Annotated in this window: 21 protein-coding genes; 6 read left to right on the plus strand and 15 right to left on the minus strand. The window is 70.6% G+C overall.

From position 1 onward, the window contains the following. Positions 1-2 precede the first annotated feature (2 nt). Both cpt and JYK18_RS40150 read right to left on the minus strand, forming a co-directional pair. On the minus strand, positions 3-542 hold the full coding sequence (cpt, locus tag JYK18_RS40145; protein ID WP_307796278.1) for a chloramphenicol phosphotransferase CPT: 540 nt from the start codon (positions 540-542) through the stop codon (positions 3-5). Between the two features lie 50 nt (positions 543-592). After that, positions 593-1,018 (minus strand): helix-turn-helix domain-containing protein, encoded by a 426-nt coding sequence (locus tag JYK18_RS40150; RefSeq protein ID WP_307796279.1) that lies wholly within the window; start codon positions 1,016-1,018, stop codon positions 593-595. Positions 1,019-1,106: 88 nt separating this feature from the next. Between JYK18_RS40150 and JYK18_RS40155 the strand changes: the two genes are divergently transcribed. Then, a complete protein-coding gene (locus JYK18_RS40155) occupies positions 1,107-2,306 on the plus strand; it encodes an MFS transporter (protein ID WP_206809121.1) in 1,200 nt (399 codons plus the stop codon). On the opposite strand, the gene JYK18_RS40160 is transcribed toward JYK18_RS40155, so the two are convergent. From JYK18_RS40160 to JYK18_RS40170, 3 genes are all read right to left on the minus strand, one after another. Then, complete coding sequence (locus JYK18_RS40160) at positions 2,282-3,367, minus strand: glycerate kinase (protein WP_206809122.1); 1,086 nt, start codon at positions 3,365-3,367, stop codon at positions 2,282-2,284. The two genes, JYK18_RS40155 and JYK18_RS40160, sit on opposite strands and share 25 nt — an antisense overlap. 3 nt (positions 3,368-3,370) lie before the next feature. Further along, positions 3,371-4,423 (minus strand): tartrate dehydrogenase, encoded by a 1,053-nt coding sequence (locus JYK18_RS40165; protein ID WP_206809123.1) that lies wholly within the window; start codon positions 4,421-4,423, stop codon positions 3,371-3,373. Between the two features lie 73 nt (positions 4,424-4,496). Next, positions 4,497-5,372 carry a LysR family transcriptional regulator gene (locus tag JYK18_RS40170; RefSeq protein ID WP_206809124.1) on the minus strand — a complete coding sequence of 292 codons (876 nt, stop codon included), beginning with the start codon at positions 5,370-5,372 and terminating at the stop codon, positions 4,497-4,499. 136 nt (positions 5,373-5,508) lie between these two features. On the opposite strand from JYK18_RS40170, the gene JYK18_RS40175 reads away from it, so the two are divergent. Continuing rightward, a complete protein-coding gene (locus JYK18_RS40175; protein ID WP_206809126.1) occupies positions 5,509-6,843 on the plus strand; it encodes a GntP family permease in 1,335 nt (444 codons plus the stop codon). 6 nt (positions 6,844-6,849) lie between these two features. Here JYK18_RS40175 and JYK18_RS40180 read toward each other — a convergent pair whose 3' ends face one another. Next, positions 6,850-7,401 carry a hypothetical protein gene (locus tag JYK18_RS40180; RefSeq protein ID WP_206809128.1) on the minus strand — a complete coding sequence of 184 codons (552 nt, stop codon included), beginning with the start codon at positions 7,399-7,401 and terminating at the stop codon, positions 6,850-6,852. A gap of 167 nt (positions 7,402-7,568) precedes the next feature. Between JYK18_RS40180 and JYK18_RS40185 the strand changes: the two genes are divergently transcribed. Both JYK18_RS40185 and JYK18_RS40190 read left to right on the plus strand, forming a co-directional pair. Then, positions 7,569-8,210, plus strand: a complete 642-nt coding sequence (locus JYK18_RS40185) for an MSMEG_1061 family FMN-dependent PPOX-type flavoprotein (RefSeq protein ID WP_206809130.1) — start codon at positions 7,569-7,571, stop codon at positions 8,208-8,210. Positions 8,211-8,217: 7 nt separating this feature from the next. Beyond that, entirely contained in the window at positions 8,218-9,114 is an 897-nt protein-coding gene (locus JYK18_RS40190) for a PDR/VanB family oxidoreductase (protein WP_206809131.1), read from the plus strand. A gap of 3 nt (positions 9,115-9,117) precedes the next feature. Here the strand turns inward: JYK18_RS40190 and JYK18_RS40195 are convergent, their stop codons facing one another. Then, a complete protein-coding gene (locus JYK18_RS40195; RefSeq protein ID WP_206809132.1) occupies positions 9,118-10,230 on the minus strand; it encodes an NAD(P)/FAD-dependent oxidoreductase in 1,113 nt (370 codons plus the stop codon). 89 nt (positions 10,231-10,319) lie between these two features. Beyond that, positions 10,320-11,147: an LLM class F420-dependent oxidoreductase gene (locus tag JYK18_RS40200; protein ID WP_206809133.1), complete on the minus strand. Its 828-nt coding sequence runs from the start codon at positions 11,145-11,147 to the stop codon at positions 10,320-10,322. A 51-nt stretch (positions 11,148-11,198) separates the two neighbouring features. Between JYK18_RS40200 and JYK18_RS40205 the strand changes: the two genes are divergently transcribed. Next, entirely contained in the window at positions 11,199-11,792 is a 594-nt protein-coding gene (locus JYK18_RS40205) for a TetR/AcrR family transcriptional regulator (protein ID WP_206809134.1), read from the plus strand. On the opposite strand, the gene JYK18_RS40210 is transcribed toward JYK18_RS40205, so the two are convergent. The 4 genes from JYK18_RS40210 to JYK18_RS40225 form a co-directional block, all read right to left on the minus strand. Further along, positions 11,711-12,790, minus strand: a complete 1,080-nt coding sequence (locus JYK18_RS40210; RefSeq protein ID WP_242583978.1) for a hypothetical protein — start codon at positions 12,788-12,790, stop codon at positions 11,711-11,713. The genes JYK18_RS40205 and JYK18_RS40210 overlap by 82 nt on opposite strands. A 94-nt stretch (positions 12,791-12,884) precedes the next feature. Then, positions 12,885-13,100: a hypothetical protein gene (locus tag JYK18_RS40215; RefSeq protein WP_206809135.1), complete on the minus strand. Its 216-nt coding sequence runs from the start codon at positions 13,098-13,100 to the stop codon at positions 12,885-12,887. 13 nt (positions 13,101-13,113) lie between these two features. Then, complete coding sequence (locus JYK18_RS40220) at positions 13,114-13,269, minus strand: hypothetical protein (protein WP_206809136.1); 156 nt, start codon at positions 13,267-13,269, stop codon at positions 13,114-13,116. Between the two features lie 44 nt (positions 13,270-13,313). Continuing rightward, on the minus strand, positions 13,314-13,700 hold the full coding sequence (locus JYK18_RS40225) for a MerR family transcriptional regulator (RefSeq protein WP_206809137.1): 387 nt from the start codon (positions 13,698-13,700) through the stop codon (positions 13,314-13,316). Between the two features lie 61 nt (positions 13,701-13,761). Here JYK18_RS40225 and JYK18_RS40230 point away from each other — a divergent pair, with 61 nt between their 5' ends. Continuing rightward, positions 13,762-15,126, plus strand: a complete 1,365-nt coding sequence (locus tag JYK18_RS40230) for an MFS transporter (RefSeq protein WP_206809138.1) — start codon at positions 13,762-13,764, stop codon at positions 15,124-15,126. Between the two features lie 93 nt (positions 15,127-15,219). On the opposite strand, the gene JYK18_RS40235 is transcribed toward JYK18_RS40230, so the two are convergent. The 3 genes from JYK18_RS40235 to JYK18_RS40245 form a co-directional block, all read right to left on the minus strand. Then, complete coding sequence (locus JYK18_RS40235) at positions 15,220-15,558, minus strand: hypothetical protein (RefSeq protein WP_206809140.1); 339 nt, start codon at positions 15,556-15,558, stop codon at positions 15,220-15,222. Between the two features lie 140 nt (positions 15,559-15,698). Beyond that, the gene (gene map, locus JYK18_RS40240) at positions 15,699-16,523 is read right to left on the minus strand and encodes a type I methionyl aminopeptidase (RefSeq protein WP_206809142.1); all 825 of its coding nucleotides are present in this window, start codon (positions 16,521-16,523) and stop codon (positions 15,699-15,701) included. A gap of 68 nt (positions 16,524-16,591) precedes the next feature. Beyond that, positions 16,592-17,485, minus strand: a complete 894-nt coding sequence (locus JYK18_RS40245) for an RNA polymerase sigma-70 factor (protein ID WP_206809144.1) — start codon at positions 17,483-17,485, stop codon at positions 16,592-16,594. Positions 17,486-17,532 lie beyond the last annotated feature (47 nt).

Genomic DNA, 17,532 nt, shown 5'->3' on the forward strand with positions numbered 1-17,532 from the left:
TGCTACCGGAGCTCCGCGATCCGGGCGGCGATGGTCCGGGCGCACGCGAGTGCCTCGGTGCGGGTGGTGTCGACTTCCAGGTCGTAGCGCACGCCCTGGTGGACCAGTTCCGCCTGCGACTCGGCCATGCCGCCGATCCGGTCGCCACGCGCCAGCTCCCGGCTCACCGCGACCTCGCGCTCGCACCGGACACCCACCCAGAGCACGTCGAGCCCGTCGAGGGCGTCCAGCCAGTCCCGCTGGGAATGCGCGCCACCGAGGAAAACGTCGTCGATGATCACGCGGGCGCCCGCCCGGACCATCGCGGCCACGCCCGCCATCCACGCGAACTGCAGCGCGCGGAACTCCGGCCCGACGCTCACCCCGCCGTCCGCCGCGAACTCGATTCCGTCATCGGACGCCCGCATGGCCGCGGGCATGGCCTCGATCAGCACGTCCACCCCGACGGCCAGCCACGGGTCGGGCAGCACCGCCTGCAAGCACCGGACGATGCCGGACTTCCCCGAACTGGACCCGCCGTTGAGCACGATCACCTGCGTCACCACGTCACCGTATCCAGGCTGTCGCGTGCTTTTCTCGTCTGACCTTCTGGTCATCCCGGTCCGCGCACGGAGGTCGTGTCGCTGGTCAGCGGGGCGCCGCCGATGGCCACCGGAACGAGCTCCGGCACGACCTCCCCCTGTTCGTCCACCAGGACCGAACGCGGTTCCCCCGCCTCGAAGGCGTGCCGTTCACCCCACTGCCGCAGCGTCACGATCACCGCGAACAGGTCCTTGCCCGCCTCGGTGAGGGCGTACACGCGGCGCTTGCCCGACGGCGCCTCGACCTGGGTGATCAGGTCGTGCGCGGCGAGCTTGCGCAAGCGGTCGGCGAGGATGTTGCGGGCGATCCCGGTGCGCTGCTGGAAGTCGGTGAACGAGCGGGCCCCGGCCATCGCGTCCCGGATGATCAGCAGGCTCCACCGGTCCCCGACCACGTCCACCGCCCGCGCCACCGGGCACTCCGGATCCGTCCACACCGTGACCACCTCCCCATGAGTTGCAATGTGAAACCATTCTGCCCTACCCTCCGAAGAGTTGCGATTTGCAACCAATTACGGAGGTGTGATGGGCTGGGGAACGAGGCTGCTGCTCGCGGTCGTGTGCGGGGTGGCGGTCGCCGGGGTGTACGCCGGGCAGCCGGTGCTGGCCCCGATGGGGCACGACCTCGGCGTCGCCCGGGACGCGGTCGGCTGGTTCGTGGCCGCTGGGCAGCTCGGTTACCTCGCCGGGCTGGTCCTGCTGGTGCCGCTGGGCGATCTGCGCGACCGGCGCCGCCTGATCGCCGGTCACCTGGGGCTGGTGGCGATCGGCCTGGCGGCCACCGCGGCCGCGCCGGTGGCCTGGGTGGCGTTCGGCGGTCTTGTCGTCGCGGGCGGTTTCGCGGTGGTGGTGCAGACCGCGGTCGCGTACGCGGCGTCGATCTCGCCGCCCGGTGAGCGCGGGCGCAACCTCGGTGTGGTCACGTCTGGCGTGGTGGTCGGGATCCTCGGCGCGCGGATCGTCACCGGAGGCCTCGCCGAGGTGTGGGGTTGGCGCAGCAGCTACGTCGTGCTGGCGGTGCTCGCCGCCGTCCTCGGTGTGCTCAGCTTCTTCGCGCTCCCGGCGGACGTCCGCACCACCGGCACGAGCTACGGGCAGGTCGTCCGGTCGCTGGGCGAGTTGTTCACGCGGCGGACCTTCCTCAGCCGCGGGCTGATCGCGTTCTTCCTCTTCGCTTCCTTCGGCACGCTCTGGAGCGGGATGGCGCTTCCGCTGGCCGGCGCGCCGTGGCACCTGAGCGAGGCGCAGATCGGCCTGTTCGGCATCGCCGGGCTCGCCGGCGCGCTGGGCGCCGCCCGCTCCGGCCGCTGGGGCGACGCCGGGCACGCGCGCCGGGTCAGCGGCATCGCGCTCACGCTCCTGCTCGCCTCGTGGGCGGCGATCGGCCAGCTCGGCTGGTCACTGCCCCTGCTGGCGGTCGGGGTGCTCGTGCTCGACTTCGCCGTGCAGGCCGTGCACGTGAGCAACCAGCACGTGCTCACCACCGCGTACGCCGACCGCACCAGCACGGCGATCGGCGGGTACATGGTCTTCTACTCGCTCGGCTCCGCCTTCGGCGCCACCGCGACCACCGCCTTGTTCGACGCCGCGGGCTGGCCCGGCCCGACCGCACTCGGCGCGGGCCTCGCGCTCTGCGCCCTCGGCGTCTGGTCGATTTCACGTTCCCGCAGTGCGACTACGTCGAGTCTGGTACCCATGGTTCAAGGACTACGCGGCCGGTCTTGACAAAATGTTGTGGAAATCTTGCGCCCCAGCCGGGCACCGGCTTCCTCGCACAACCGCCGGGAGAGAACCGCGTCGCGGCTGGGGTCTTCGGTCGACAAATCGGCGAGGGCGAGTACGTCCCGCAGCCCCAGCCGATGATGTTCCTCCTCCGTCAAGAGGGATTGACCGACGACCGCGCTCACCGGCCGAGGAGCGGCTCGTGCCGCGACGACGGCGGGCAGTTTCCCGGCTGCGGTTTGGCCGTCCAGCCTGCCTTCGCCGGTGATGACCGCGGCGCATCCGTCCAGCGCCCGGTCGAAACCCACCAGGTCAAGGAAATACTCCGCACCGGCCACCCGCCGGGCGCCCAGCCAGCGGCACGCGAAGCCGACCCCACCGGCCGCTCCCGTGCCCGGTTCGTCGGCCAAGGACGGCGAGCCCAGCAGCCGCGCGAAATGCGCCAGCCTGGCCTCCAGTTCGACGACCTGTTCGGGCGTGGCGCCCTTCTGCGGCCCGAAAACCGTAGCCGCTTGGAGCAGCGGCGTCACCACATCGGTGGCCACCACCAGTTCCACCCCACCGAGGTCGGGCCGCCCGGAGACGCCGGTGATCCGCCGCAGATTCCCGTCTGCCGGAAAACCCTCGAACCGCACGCCGAGCGCGTTCAGCATTCCCGCACCGCCGTCGGTGCTGGCGCTGCCGCCCAGGCAGAGCACGACACGGCGGGCACCGGCGGCGAGCGCGGCCGCGACCGCCTCGCCGAACCCCCGCGACGACGCGGTCATCGGCGCGAGTTCGGTCAGCGTGGCCAGGCCGCAGGTGTTCGCCACCTCGACCACGGCCGTCGTGCCGTCGAACGCGAAAACCGTGTCGTGCCAACGGTTGTCGGCGCCGTGCACCCGAACGTGCCGGGCACTGAACCCGGCGTGCAACGCGGCCGCCACGCTGCCGTCACCACCATCGGCCACGGGCAGCAGGCTGGCGTCGACGCCCACCGACGCCAGCCCGGCACCGACCGCCTCGGCCACTTCGAGCGCGCTCAGCGAACCCTTGAACTTGTCGGGAGCGACCAGTACCCGCACGGTTCAGGCGCCGACCCGGTCCAGCACCGCGCGGGTGTACGCGTCGGTGTCCGCGGTCCCGCCGAGATCGGCGGTGCTGATCCCGTCGGCCAGCGCACCGAACGCGGCGGCGAGCAACTCCTCGCTCGCCTCGGGGTGCCCGAGGTGGTCGAGCATCATCGCCGCGGACCACAGCGCGCCCAGCGGATTCGCCTTGCCCTGCCCGGCGATGTCCGGCGCGGAACCGTGCACCGGCTCGAACATCGACGGGAAGTCTCGCTCGGGATTGAGGTTCGCCGCCGGAGCGATGCCGATGCTGCCCACCACCGCGGCGGCCAGGTCGCTGAGGATGTCGCCGAAGAGGTTCGAGCCGACGATCACGTCGAAGCGCTCCGGGGCGAGCACGAGCTTGGCGGCGAGGGCGTCGATGTGCTCCTTGTCGCTGCGCACTTCGGGGTGCCGCTGGGCCACTTCGGCCACCAGCTCGTCCCAGAACGGCATGGTGTGCACGATCCCGTTGCTCTTCGTCGCCGAGGTCACGTGCTTCCCGCGCGTCCCGGCCAGCGCGTAGGCGTACTCGACGACGCGCGTGACGCCCTTGCGGGTGAAGACCGCTTCCTGCACCGCGAGTTCGTCCGGGGTGTTCCGGCCGAGCCTGCCGCCGATCTCGGAGTACTCGCCCTCGACGTTCTCCCGCACCACGACGAAGTCGACGGCACCGGCGTCGCGCAGCGGGCTGGGCACTCCGTCGAGCACCTTCACCGGCCGCAGGTCGACGTACTGCCGGAAGCCGCGGCGGATCGGGATCAGCAGCCCCCACAGCGAAACGTGGTCCGGTACGCCCGGCCAGCCGACCGCGCCCAGCAGCACCGCGTCGTGGTGGCGGATCCGGTCGAGCCCATCGTCCGGCATCATCGCGCCCTCGGCGAGGTAGCGCTCGCAGGACCAGTCGAAGGAGTCGTAGGTGAACGAGAGCCCGTGCCGCTTGCCGACGGCGTCGAGCAGGGCCTGCGCCGGGGGCAGCACCTCGGTGCCGATGCCGTCACCCGGGATGAGCGCGATGCGGTAGCTGGTCATGGCTCCAGTGGACGGGGTCCGGTGCCACCGCGTCCAAGACCCAGTTCTTGCCGCCTTGAAAGGCTGCGCCTATCTATGCCCGGACGAGCTCGCGGAACGCCGCCGCGGCCGGGCTCAGCCTGCCCCGCCGCGACACCAGGCACACGCGGAGGCGGTCGGGGCAGTCCAGCGCGCGCACCGCGGCCCCGGCGGACTTCGCCAGCGCGCGCCAGGAATCGCTGACCACCGCGATGCCCACCCCGGCGAGCACGAGGGGCAGCACGGCCTCACGGTGCTCGACCTCCACCGCGAACCGGCTGCCCGGCGCCTCGCGGCGCACGGCGTCGGCCACCGACCGCATCCCGGTGCCCTGCTGGCCGACGATCAACGCGGCACCGGCCGGTTCGGCGGGCCGCACCGGGTCCGACGGCGGCAGCATCCCGTCGTCGCGGGCCAGCAGGGCGAAGGACTGCGTCTCCAGCTCCAGCGCTTCCAGTTCGGGCAACGGCGGGGCGTCCGGTGAGGCCGCCACGACGCCGAGTTCGGCATCGCCGGTGGTGAGCATTCGCTGCACGTCAGCGGGGGTGCTGGCGGCGCGGACCGACAGCTGCACGCCCGGGTGCGCGGCGGCGAAGGCGGCGATCAGGCCGGTGAGCGGGCTGACCGACTGCGACGGCATCGCGGCGATGACCAGTTCCCCGCCGAGGAGCCCGTCGACGGCCTCCACCGTGGCGCGCGCGAGGTCCAGGTCGCGCATGACCTCGCGCGCGGGCGCGACGAGCGCGTGCCCGGCGGCGGTCAGCACCAGCCGGCGGCCGGTCCGGTGGAACAGCAGGCTGCCGAGGTCGCGTTCGAGCGCGCGCAGCGCCTGGGAGACCGACGGCTGCGCGACGTAGAGCTGCTCGGCGGCCCGGTGCACGCTCCCGGCGTCGACCACGGCCAGGAAGTACCTGAGCTGACGGGCGTCCATCCGGGCCACCTCCCTCGCTGATAATCGCTGCCTATCACCTTGCCAGCAACCCGGTCTTGGACCGGCACCCCGCCCGCCGGGCTTACTGGGGCGCGGACGGCACCGGCGCCGTCCGAGGATCCCGAGGAGGGCCACCGTGTCCGAGGCCTGGCTACTGGCCCACACCGGCATCGCCATCGCCGGCATCGTCGTGCTGATCACCTGGCTCAAGACGCCGCCCATCTTCGGCCTGCTGCTCGGCGCGACCTATCTCGGGCTGGCCACCGGCCTCGGCACCGGCGGCACGACCGAGGCGCTGGCCACCGGGTTCGGCGACGTGATGGCCGAGATCGGCCTGCTGATCACCTTCGGCGTCGTGATCGGCTCACTGCTCACCGCGACGAACACGCTGACGCGCGTGATGGAGCGGCTGCTGGGTTTCTTCGGCGAGAAGCGCGTCCCGATGGTGTTCGCGGTGTCGCTGTCGACGCTGTTCACGTCGATTTATTCGGACGTGGTCCTGGTGCTCACCGCGCCGCTGGCCCGGCGGCTCGGCACGCGGATGGGCAGCCGGGGCGTCGCGCTGATGGGCGGGGCGCTGACCGCCGGGATCGAGGTCGGCCTGGTCTTCGTGGTGCCTGGCGTGGCCGCGCTCGCGGTGGCGGGCCTGCTCGGCGTGCCGCTCGGCGAGATGTTCCTGTTCGGACTGGCCGTCGGCGTGCCGACGGCGGTGCTCACCATGGTGGTGTTCGCCGTGCTGCTGCGCCGGACGTTGCGCTGGAACCCGGTCACCGACGAGCTGCCCGGCGGCGAACCGGCAGCGGCGGCCGCCGAGCCCACGGGGAAGCAGTTGCCCCTGCTGCTGTCGGTGTCGCCGGTGCTGGTGACACTGGCGCTGATCGCACTGGGCGCGCTGGCCGACGCGTTCGGCTTCGGCCTCGGGCCGGTCGCGCTGGTGAGCGACCCGGTGCTCGCGATGGCGATCGGGGCGGGGTTGGCGCACCTCCTGGCGCAGCGCGTGCTGCCCCGGCAGGAGGTCAACGCGGCGGTGGGCAAGGCGCTGGCGATGGCCGGGCCGATCCTGGTGCTGTCCGGGCTGTCGGGGTCGGTGGCCGAGGTGATCGGCAAGTCGGGGCTGCGGGATGTGCTGGCGGAGTCGTTCGGCGCCGGTTTCCTGCCGCCGTTGCTGCTGGTGTGGCTGGTGGCCGCGGTGCTGCACATCGCGATGGGCTCGATCTCCATTTCGGCCATCACCGCCGCGGGCATCCTCGCCCCGATCGCGGGCTCGCTGGGCGTGCCGGTGGTGCTGATCGCGCTGGCGGCGTGCTCGGGTGCGTTGTTCCTGCCGCACGTCAGCAGCAACTTCTTCTGGATGTTCCAGTCGCTGCTGGGGTTGAGCACGCGGGGCACGTTCAAGACGCACACGGTCGCGATGACCCTGGCGTCGGTGATCTCGCTGCCGATCGTGCTGTTGCTGGGCCTCGCTTTCTGACGGCTCCTATCGGTGGCGAAGTAGCCGCTGCTGGCGAGACTTCAAGCGGTTGAAGGACTCCTGGGCGTGCTGGAGCGCCTGGTCGCGCGGAAAGTTGCGCGCGGGCTTGTGCAGGGCGAAGTTCCCGTTATCCCACGAGACAAGAAGCGGCTCGTAGGCCGACACGTGCGCACACAGGTCGAGCAGGCACTTCGGAATGGATTCCTCGTCGAAGAGGTGGGCCTTGGTGACGATCAGGTCCCGCATCTGCCGGTTCAGCGGCATGAACACGGTCGAGATCCACAGCCGCCAGGCTTCGCCCTCGGCTTCGGTCGGCGGGTCGTCCTGGTCCCAGAAGGCGCCGTTCGGCCGGTACTCGGTCCGGAAGATCCACCAGGCGCGGTCCGCCGCGCTGATCAGGGCGAGCAGCGGGCCGTACAGGTCCTTCAACTGCTCGTTGACCCGTTCGAGCCGATCCTTGCGCCGCGCCAGGCGCAGGTTGGACCAGTACGCGGCCAGGAAACCCGCCATCGCCACCAGCGCGGGCACCGCGAGACTCCAGATCACCGTGGCGCTCATCCGCAAGCCCTCACTTCCGTCACCGAGCAGATCGCGGCTCGGCGAGGTCGGCGTTACTCAGGCCGCCGAATGCGAGCAAGGGGCTGGCCATCTCCCCGTCCGCGAAGGCGGCGCGGCTACCCAAAAGCGAGTAGCCACCACCCCGAGCAATTGCTCATAATTGGGCCATGACCAGCAATAACCCCATCAGCGCGACGCGTCCGCGCCGGGTGTCGTTCGAGGGGGTGCGGGAGCGGCTCGGCGAGCCGGAGGCGATGATCAGGGCGAAGGTCCACGACCGCGTCGACCGGCATTTCCGGCGGTTCATCGCGCACGCGCCGTTCCTGGCGATGGCCACCTCCGACGCCCGCGGCCTGCCCGACTGCTCACCGCGCGGCGACTACCCCGGCTTCGTCAAGGTGCTCGACGACCGCACCCTCGCCATTCCCGACCGGCCAGGGAACAAGCTCGCCGACTCCTTCCGCAACCTCGCCGAGAACGACGGCATCGGCCTGATGTTCGTCATTCCCGGCGTGCGGGAAGTGTTGCGCGTCAACGGCCACGCCTACCCCACCGACGAACCCGACGTGCTGGCCCGCATGCGCACCGAGGGCAAAGACGCGGAACTCGCGATCGTCGTCGAAATCGCCGAGATCTTCTTCCACTGTGGACGCGCGCTGATCCGGTCCCGCCTGTGGGACCCCGCGAGCCAGGCGCTGGCCGACGAAATGCCGTCCGTCGGCGCGATTTCCGCCGACCAGATGGGGATCGACGTCGACCCGGCCGCGCTGGAGCAGATGCTCGAAGCCGGCTACCGGCAGTTGTACTGAGGTGAGCATGCAGCGAACAGTTCTCGAAGAAGTACGGCCGATCGCCGACGGCGTCGTCTCGCTCGTCCTGCGGGGAGCCGACGGCCCGCTGGCGTCGTGGGAGCCGGGCGCGCACATCGACCTCGCCCTGCCGAACTGGCTGACCCGGCAGTATTCGCTGTGCGGCGACCCCGCCGACCGCGACAGCTACCGAGTCGCCGTCCGGCACGACCGGCTCAGCCGCGGCGGCTCCGAATACGTCCACCTGTTCCTCCGCGCCGGCCGGACGCTCGACGTTTCCCTGCCACGCAACAACTTCCCGCTGAAGCCCGCACCGGACTACCTGTTCATCGCGGGCGGCATCGGCATCACCCCCATCCTGCCGATGTTCAACGCGAGCCCTTCGGCGACGCTGGTGTACGTGGGCCGGTCGACCGCCACGATGCCGTTCGCCACAGAACTCGTCGCCAACCACAAAAACCGCGTCCGCCTCTACCCCACCGAGGAACACGGCAAGCCCGACTTCACCGCGTTGGCCGACGAACTGGATCCGCACACACTGGTGTACTGCTGCGGCCCCGCCCCGATGCTCGAAGCCGCCGAAGCCGCGTTTCCCGCGCAGCGCCTGCACCTCGAACGCTTCCGGCCGGTGGCCAAGGAGTTCGCCCCCAACCAGCCGTTCGAGGTGCACTGCGCCCGCTCGGGCCGGGAAATCCAGGTCGGCGCGGAAGAGTCCATGTTGGACGCGTTGAACCACGCGGGACTCCGAGTACCGTCCGGCTGCCGCGAAGGTGTGTGCGGCAGTTGCGAAATCACCGTCGTCGACGGCGAACCGGAACACCGCGACGACATCGGCGCGCCGCCCGGCAGCATGTACTGCTGCGTCTCCCGCGCGCGATCCGCACGCCTGGTCATCGACTGCTGACCACTACGCCTCCTTGAACAGGTCGACCAAGCTCTGCGGCGCGTTCTCGCCGAACAGGCTCTCCAGCATCAGGTCGTCGTCGAGGCGGGCTTCGCTGCGGGGGAACATTTCCCGCTCGTACTCGGCGAGCGCGGCCTCGACGTCACCGCGGTGCGCGGCGAGCGCCTTGCCGAGTTCCGCACCGTCCACCATGGCCAGATTGGCGCCTTCCCCGTCCGGGACGGCGAGGTGGGCGGCGTCCCCGACCAGGGTCACGCCCGGCACCCGGTCCCACCGGTGCCCGGTCGGCAGCGCGTAGTGCGGCCGCCAGACCGGATCGGTGTCGCCTTCGGTGATCAGCGCGGTGAGTTCGGGGGCCCAGCCCTCGAACTCCCGCGCGATCCGCGCGGTGGCGGCGGCCCGATCACCGAAGTCGATCGCGGTGAACCAGTCCAGCGGCTCGGTGAGCTGGACGTAGGTGTGCAGCGTGCCGGCGGTTTCCCGGTGCGCGTGGATGCCCTTCTCCGGCGCGGGCGCGATCATCATCCCGCCGCCGACCGCCTTCGCCGCGGCCGGTTGCCGGTGGTCGGCGTCGAACAGGTAGATCTCGATCGACGACGAACCGGCGTACTCGGGCGTGGCCCCCGAAACCAGCGGCCGCACCCGTGACCACGCGCCGTCCGCACCGACCAGCAGATCGGTCACCACCGTGCTGCCGTCGGTGAAGACGACCTCGTGACGACCGCCGCCGAGCGCGCGGGTGTGCTCCACCTTCCGTCCCCAATGGACAGTGCCGTCCGGGATCGAGTCGAGCAGCAGCTGCCGCAGCCTGCCGCGGTGCACCTCGGGGCGCCCGCCCGTGCCGTCGTCGGCCTTGTCGACCAGGACGGTCCCGTTCCGGTCGAGCACCCGCATCGCCTGGTGGCCGTGGAGCACGATCGCCTGGAACTCGTCCATCAGCCCGGCCGCGGCCACCGCCTGCTGGCCGTTGTAGTCGTGGATGTCGAGCAGTCCGCCCTGCGCCCGCGACGACGGGGACGGTTCGGCTTCGTACACCGTGGCCGGAATGCCGTGAATGTGCAGAACGCGGGCGAGGGTGAGGCCACCGAGGCCCGCGCCGATGATCGTGGCGTGCATGATCGCTCCTTCTCTGGATTCCCCCGAAGGCTGGCGCGGACCGCTGGCACGGGACGCACACGACGCTGGCACGGGCCTGGCAGGGCGTGTCAGCGGACGAGGCGGTCGAGTTCGCGCAGGACGTCGCCGGGATCTTCGTGGTCGGGAAGTTCGAAGAGGACGCGGTCCACGCCGGCGTCCCGATAGTCCGCGAGCAGTTCGAGACGACCGCCGTAGAGGGTGACGTTCACCGGGCGCCCGGCGGCGCGCTTGCGCAGGGTCGTGATCCGGTCACCGAGTTGCTCGGGGGTGAACAGCGGCAGCGGCAGCCAGCCGTCTCCGTGGCTGAGGACGCGGTCCAGCACGGTCGGCCCGACGCCCGCGATCAGCACCGGCGGCCGCCGCACCGGCTTGGGCCAGGACCAGATCGGGTCGAAGTCGACGAACTCGCCGTGGAACTCCGGTTCGTCCTCGGTCCAGATCGCCGTCATCGCGGCGACGTGCTCCAGCATCCTGGCCACCGGCCGCGCCGGGTCGACGCCGTGGTTGGCCATCTCCTCGGCGTTCCAGCCGGGACCGGCGCCCAGTTCGAACCGCCCGCCGGAGAGGCGGTCCACGCTCGCGACCCGCTTGGCCAGGTTGATCGGGTGGTGCTGGTTGACCAGCGCCACGGCGGTGCCGAGCGTGATGCGTTCGGTGGTGGCGGCGATCGCGGCCAGCGCGGTCAGCGGGTCGAACGTGTGGGAGTAGTGCCGCGGGAGCGGTTGTGGTGACGCGCCCACCGGCCACGGCGTGAGGCGGCTGGTGGGGATGTGCGTGTGCTCGGCGAGGAACAGCGCGCCGAAGCCGCGCTCCTCCACCGCCCGTCCCAGTCGGACGGGAGCGATGCCGTAGTCGGTCAGGAAGGTGACGATGCCGAGGTCCATGGACCCGAGCATGCCATAAATGTCATTGCCATGACATTTAGCCGCCGGTGTTAGCGTGACGCGGTGGCGGAGAGAACGAACGAGCGGGTCCGCGCGGACTCCCGGCGCAACCGGGCCGCCATCGTGACCGCGGCCCGCGCGGCCGTGGCGGACCTGGGCGACAAGGCGTCGATGGAGCAGATCGCACGGTTGGCGCAGGTCAACACGCGCACGTTGTTCCGGCACTTCCCGACCAGGGACGACCTGCTGGCGGCGGCGCTGGAGGACTACTTCGCCGAGCGGGTGGAACCGGTGCTGCTGCGGGCCGCCGCCGATCCCGACCCGCGGCGCGCGATGGAGACCGTGCTGTCCGAGAGCACCGCCGCCTTCGTGGAGCACCCGGGCATGCTGGCGCTGATCAGCGGCGGCGCCCGGACGTCCGGCATCGCGCCCCGCTACCTGGAGCCGCTGGGCGAGATCCTGACCAGGGCCCGGCAGGCCGGGGCGGTCCGGGACGACCTCACCCCGGACGACTTCCCCTGCCTGGTCACCATGCTCGTGGCCGGCGCGAGCCACGCCGGTCCGAACTGGCCTCGTTACCTCGCGCTCGTGCTGGACAGCTTGCCGCCGGAAGCCGCCCGCACTCCGCTTCCGCCGCTTTCGCCGCTTTCGCGGTAGTAGTCGGCGAGTGCGGCGAAGGCGGCCTTCGGTTCCCAGCGCAGGCCGGGATAGGATTCGCCAGTGCGGTCTTCGAGAACCTTGACCACGCCGAAACTGGCCAGGTCGAGATCGCGACGAGGGTCGTCGGCGCGATGCGGATAGTTTTCGAGGGCGAAAAGGTACACAAAGGCGCCGTCCACCCCCTCGGCGTCGAAGATTTCGAGCAATTCGACGAGATAAGCCGCTTGCCCCTCTTCGTCACGGACGTAGTCACCACTCAGACGGACCGGAATTCCGTCGTCGTATTCGACGATTTCCATGCTGCGGGGCGCCACGTCGCCGGAACCACGCCAGGTGGCCGTACCGAATCCGGTTATCGCCACCGGTTTCCCTTGTTCCACGAGCTTTCGGACGCCCTCTTGGAACCGGTCGGCGACCTCGGCCGAGCGGATGAGTTCGACTGAAACGAAGTCGAACAGGGACCAGTCGACGCGTTCGAACGGGATGCAGGCGTACGTGAGCTTCCCGTCGAAATGCTCGCGGATCTTGCTCACGGCCCGCTTGAGGAATTCGTTGAGCCGGGTGTTGATTTCCTCGAGTTCGTTGGTCCGAATGGCGTTCAACAGTAGGCCGAGCCGCTCTTCGAGGCTTTCGCCGGGCACGAATCCCTGATTCATGATGCTCAACTCGACACCAGCGACAAAAACGACCTCGGCGCCCGTCTGGCGCAGCCGCTCAGCCCGTTTCGCACAGTCAACGAACAACTCCAGGATCTCCGCGGGCGTCAGATCGAGCGGATAAGGCGACAGCCACACCTCCAGCCCCAACTCGGCGGCTTGCCGCGCGGCCAGGTCGAGGCGCTCCGGGTCGCCGCCGACGAGATGCACGGCGGTGCAGTGGAGATCGTCGCGGATGATGGCCAGCTCCCGCCGGACCACGTCGGGATCGAAGTGCTCACGTGAGGTTCCGCCGTTGCGGACGAAGCCGGTGTCGTACGCGATGCCCTTGGCGCGCATGGGTTTTCCTTCCTGCTGGGACGTGACTCCGGCAAGACTAGAGTCAAACTTGCGTGCACGCAAGTTTGCGCACGCGCATGTTCAACGCGAGAGTTCACCCGAGGAGGAGCGAGGGGCCGGCCGAGTCGTACTCCCGGGCGATCCCGGCGCGGTGGAGCCGCGCCAATTCGCTGTCCGGGGCCGGGAACACGCCGAAGATGCGGGCCTTCTCGCCCGGGACGTCGACGTCCCAGTGGTAGCGGTCGTAGAGGTGCACCCGGTAGTCGACCTCGACCCGCGGCGGTTCGCCGGGCCGCCCCGGTGGCCGCACGGTGGCGACGCCGTCACCGAGTGGTTGACGTTCCCGAGGCGAGGTGCCAGTCCTGGTTCTCGCCGGGGTGACGTTGCACTCGGTCGATCCGCTGGTGAACCGGCGTGCCGTACTGCCCGGTGGCGGCGGTCAGGACCTGACTGGACACTTCGAGCACACGCTTCGCCATCGCCGCACCCTGCGCCGCGGCGGTCCATCAGGGGTACATCGGCCTTACGTCAGCAGGTCGGCGGCAGCGTGTTCCACCGACGGCGGCGCGGTCGCGATCACCCGGTCCAGCGTGCTGCGCGCCGTCGCCAGCTCGGCGATTTCGGCGGTCAGCCTGGCCCGCTCGCGATGCAGGTCGACCAGCAGCTCGGGGCAGTCGGCGATCAGCTTCCCGCCCTCGGAACCCATGCACGGCAACAGATCCGCGATCGTCGTGGTGGACAGGCCGGCGGCCAGCAGGTTCCGGATGTGCCCGACCGTGGTCACATCGCCCTCCGCGTACACGCGGTAACCGCTCGGCAACCGTTGCGGCCGCAGCAAACCCTGCTCCTCGTAGTACCGCAGCAACCGCTGGCTGACCCCCGTCCGGCGCGCCAGCTCACTGATCCGCACGGCCCCTCCCCCGAAATCCACGCTTGACTCTCACATCCATGTGAGACTTTAGCGTCGCGGCATGTCCGATCGACAACTCCGGATCTCCGCCGGCCCCCGCGAATGGCTCGGCCTCGCCGTGCTCGTCCTGCCGACCGCCCTGCTGTCCATGGACGCCACGGTGCTCTACCTCGCCCTGCCCAGCCTCGCCGCCGAACTGGCCCCGAGCCCCAGCCAGCTCCTCTGGATCTCCGACGCCTACGGCTTCCTCGTCGCCGGCTTCCTCGTCACCATGGGCACGCTGGGCGACCGCATCGGCCGCCGGCGCCTGTTGCTGATCGGGGCGGCCGCCTTCCTGCTCACCTCCGTGCTCGCCGCCTACGCCCCGACGGCCGAACTGCTCATCCTCGCCCGCGCCCTGCTCGGCATCGCCGGGGCCACGCTGATGCCGTCCACCCTCGCGCTGATCGGGAGCATGTTCCGCGATCCGCGCCAGCGCGGCGCCGCGATCGGGCTGTGGTCCGCGGGCCTGTCCGGCGGGGTGGCGCTCGGCCCGGTGGCGGGTGGGCTGCTGCTCGAATGGTTCTGGTGGGGCTCGGTCTTCCTGCTCGCCGTCCCGGTGATGGTCCTGCTCCTGCTCACCGGCCCCTTCCTGCTGCCGGAACACCGCGACCCCGAGCCCGGCAAGCTGGACCTGGCCAGCGTGGCCCTGTCACTGGCGACCGTGCTGCCGATCGTCTACGGCATCAAGCACCTCGCCGAGGGCGGATCGGTGCTGCCCGGCGGGATCGCGCTGGTGCTCGGCGGCGGCGCCGGTGTCGTGTTCATGCGGCGGCAGCGGCGGTTGAGCGTGCCGCTGATCGACCTCCGGCTGTTCTCGGCGCGTTCCTTCCGCACCGCGCTGGTGGTCCTGCTCGGCGCGCTCGCCTCCGTCGCCGGGGTGTACCTGTTCGCCGCGCTCTACCTCCAGCAGGAGGCCGCGCTGTCCCCGATCGAAGCCGGGCTGTGGCTGGTGCCGTCCGCCGTGGCGATGGTCCTCACCTCGGTCGCGGCACCCGCGCTGACCCGGCGGCTGCCGGTGCACCGCCTGCTCGCGTGGTCGCTGGTGGTCGCGGCGCTCGGTTTCCTCGTACTGGTCTGGACCTCGGGCACCGCGGCGCTGGTGGCCGGGCTGGTGCTGATCTACCTCGGCATGGGGCCGGTGATGGCGCTGAGCACGGACACCGTGGTCAGCGCGGCGCCGCCGGACCGCGCCGGGGCGGCGTCCGCGCTGTCGGAGACCAGCGTGGAGTTCGGCCTGGCACTCGGCGTCGCGGTGCTCGGCAGCATCGGCACCTTTGTCCACAGTAGACACGACTTCACCACCGGACTCGCCGTGGTCGCGGCGATCGGCGTGGCCGTGCTACTCGGGCTGGCGGTGCTGACCGGGCGAAGCGGACGCGCGTGACCCGGTGGGTTCGGGCTGGAAATCGCGCGTCGCACCGGCTGTGCCAGGCGGTGCGGCGCGCGGCAGCCGATCACGCAGCCCTCGGCCGGAGCTTCAGCAGGGCGGCGTGGGACCTTGGGCCTTGACGAAATCGGCGGCAACGTTTCCTTTGTTCCCAGCCCAGTAGCCGGACCTGACCTCACCATAAAACCTTCGATGAAGGACCTCGTCGTACCAGCACTGCATACTGAAAAAGGTTCCGTGGTACACCTTGGCTCGCACCCCGTTGTCCAAGTCCACGATCACGTACTTTCCTTCTCCGCCGGCGTCGATCCACGATGCGGTGCCGTATGCGGAAAAAGCAGGGCTGATCAGCATCAACGACGCCGCCAGCGAGGTCGCCACGACCGCTGCCACTCGCGCGGCAAAGCGCTTCCGATTGTTTCCCGACACGATTTACCTGCTTCCTTGCCTGTTTCTCACCACCAGGTTCACCCGCTCGATCGTCAGCCTGGGGCAACGATGATGACAAGGGGCCGGCCGGCGTTCATGCCCGTTCGGGTGGAGTCCCGTACGAACTCGCACGCCCGGAATCAGGCATCCTTTGCAGACACTCGCCCGCCCGGACCACCTGACGCGGCACCGTTTTCCGCGGCGCGGCGGGTGAGCACCAGCGGCGCGTCCTCGGTGATGGCGACGGTGTGCTCCGAGTGGGCCGTGCGCGAGCCGTCGGCTGAGCGGATGGTCCAGCCGTCGGGGTCGTAGACCACCCGGTCGGTCGTCCGCGCGAACCACGGTTCGAGCGCGAGCGTCAGCCCCGGCTTGAGCTTCAGGCCGCGCCCCGGGTTGCCCTTGTTCGGCACGTGCAGGTCCTCGTGCATGGTGCGCCCGATGCCGTGCCCGCCGAACTCGGTGTTCACCGGGTAGCCGTACTCGCGCGCCACCGCCCAGATGGCCGCCGAGATGTCGCCGAGCCGGTTGCCGGGGCGCGCCACCTCGATCGCCGCCTCCAGTGCCTCCTCGGTGGCGCGGATGATCCGCAGGTCCTCCTCGGCGGCCGTGCCGACGATGACCGTGCGCGCCGAGTCCGCCACCCAGCCGTCCACGCTGACCGCGAGGTCGGCGCTGAGCACGTCCCCGTCCCGCAGCACGTAGTCGTGGGGCAGGCCGTGCAGCACGGCGTCGTTGACGGACAGGCAGATGACGTTGCGGAACGGGCCGCGCCCGAAGGACGGCGAGTAGTCCCAGTAGCACGACTCCGCCCCGCGCCGCTCGATCATGCCGCGCACGTGGTGCTCCAGGTCCAGCAGGTTGACCCCCACGTCGGCGAGCTCACCGACCTCGGTGAGCACCTCGGCGACGAACCGCCCGGCCACGTGCATGCGCTCGATCTCCGCGGGCGTCTTCAACTCGATCACCAGAAAGCTCCTGGGTGGTTGGTATAGTTATACCGGCACCCTAGCACCGAACGGTATAGTAATACCAGTCACCGGCTCACCGCCGTCTCCCGGTCCACTCGCGACAGCTTCTCGGGATTGCGCACGTGGTAGGCACCGGCGACGCGGCCGTGTTCCAGGTGCATCGCCAGCACGCCGTCGACCTCGCCGTTGATCCGGACGAGCAACCCCGGCCCGCCGTTGATCTGCACCGGCTCGACCGAGCGCGCGGCGTCGCGCCGCCACCAGCCGGTGGCCAGCAACGCGGCCACGTTGTCCGCGCCCACCACGGGCCGGAGCAGGGCGTGCTTCACTCCCCCGCCGTCGCTCAGCGCGACCACGTCCGGCGCGAGGAGGTCGAGCAGTTCCCGCAGGTCGCCGGTTTCCACAGCCCGTTGGAACGCCTGGAGCGCGGCCCGGGTCTCGGCCGGGGACGCGGTGCCGCGGGGTCGGCGCGCGGCCACGTGCGCCCGCGCCCGGTGCGCGATCTGGCGCACCGCGGCCTGGCTCTTGCCGACGGCTTCGGCGATCTCCTCGTACTCCACGTCGAACACCTCGCGCAGCACGAAAACCGCGCGCTCGGTCGGCGCCAGCGTTTCCAGCACCAGCAACATCGCCATCGAGACGCTGTCGGCCAGTTCGACGTCCTCGGCCACATCGGGCGCGGTCAGCAGCGGTTCGGGCAACCACGGCCCGACGTAGGACTCCTTGCGCCTGCCCAGTGCGCGCAGCCGGTCCAGTGACAGGCGGGTGACGATCCGCACCAGGTAGGCGCGTTCGTCCCGCACGGTGCCCGCGTCGACACCCACCCAGCGCAGCCAGGTCTCCTGCAGCACGTCCTCGGCGTCGGCGGCCAGCCCGAGCATCTCGTAGGCGACGGTGAACAGCAGGTTGCGGTGGGTGACGAACGCCTCGGTGGCGGCGTCCGCGATGGGTTCGCTCATACGCACTTGACGCCGGCCCCCGCCGGTTTGTGACAGCCGATCTCGTC

The organism is Amycolatopsis sp. 195334CR (assembly GCF_017309385.1).
In the GTDB taxonomy this organism is placed as follows: domain Bacteria; phylum Actinomycetota; class Actinomycetes; order Mycobacteriales; family Pseudonocardiaceae; genus Amycolatopsis.

What these genes read in the sequence shown, in the direction of transcription:
- JYK18_RS40190 (WP_206809131.1), top strand. Translation starts at nt 8,218, where the DNA reads ATGCAGCGAACAGTTCTCGAAGAAGTACGGCCGATCGCCGACGGCGTC.
- JYK18_RS40230 (WP_206809138.1), top strand. Translation starts at nt 13,762, where the DNA reads ATGTCCGATCGACAACTCCGGATCTCCGCCGGCCCCCGCGAATGGCTC.
- JYK18_RS40165 (WP_206809123.1), bottom strand. Translation starts at nt 4,423, where the DNA reads ATGACCAGCTACCGCATCGCGCTCATCCCGGGTGACGGCATCGGCACC.
- JYK18_RS40220 (WP_206809136.1), bottom strand. Translation starts at nt 13,269, where the DNA reads ATGGCGAAGCGTGTGCTCGAAGTGTCCAGTCAGGTCCTGACCGCCGCC.
- JYK18_RS40195 (WP_206809132.1), bottom strand. Translation starts at nt 10,230, where the DNA reads ATGCACGCCACGATCATCGGCGCGGGCCTCGGTGGCCTCACCCTCGCC.
- JYK18_RS40210 (WP_242583978.1), bottom strand. Translation starts at nt 12,790, where the DNA reads ATGCGCGCCAAGGGCATCGCGTACGACACCGGCTTCGTCCGCAACGGC.
- JYK18_RS40180 (WP_206809128.1), bottom strand. Translation starts at nt 7,401, where the DNA reads ATGAGCGCCACGGTGATCTGGAGTCTCGCGGTGCCCGCGCTGGTGGCG.
- JYK18_RS40185 (WP_206809130.1), top strand. Translation starts at nt 7,569, where the DNA reads ATGACCAGCAATAACCCCATCAGCGCGACGCGTCCGCGCCGGGTGTCG.
- JYK18_RS40170 (WP_206809124.1), bottom strand. Translation starts at nt 5,372, where the DNA reads ATGGACGCCCGTCAGCTCAGGTACTTCCTGGCCGTGGTCGACGCCGGG.
- JYK18_RS40245 (WP_206809144.1), bottom strand. Translation starts at nt 17,485, where the DNA reads ATGAGCGAACCCATCGCGGACGCCGCCACCGAGGCGTTCGTCACCCAC.
- JYK18_RS40200 (WP_206809133.1), bottom strand. Translation starts at nt 11,147, where the DNA reads ATGCTCGGGTCCATGGACCTCGGCATCGTCACCTTCCTGACCGACTAC.
- JYK18_RS40155 (WP_206809121.1), top strand. Translation starts at nt 1,107, where the DNA reads ATGGGCTGGGGAACGAGGCTGCTGCTCGCGGTCGTGTGCGGGGTGGCG.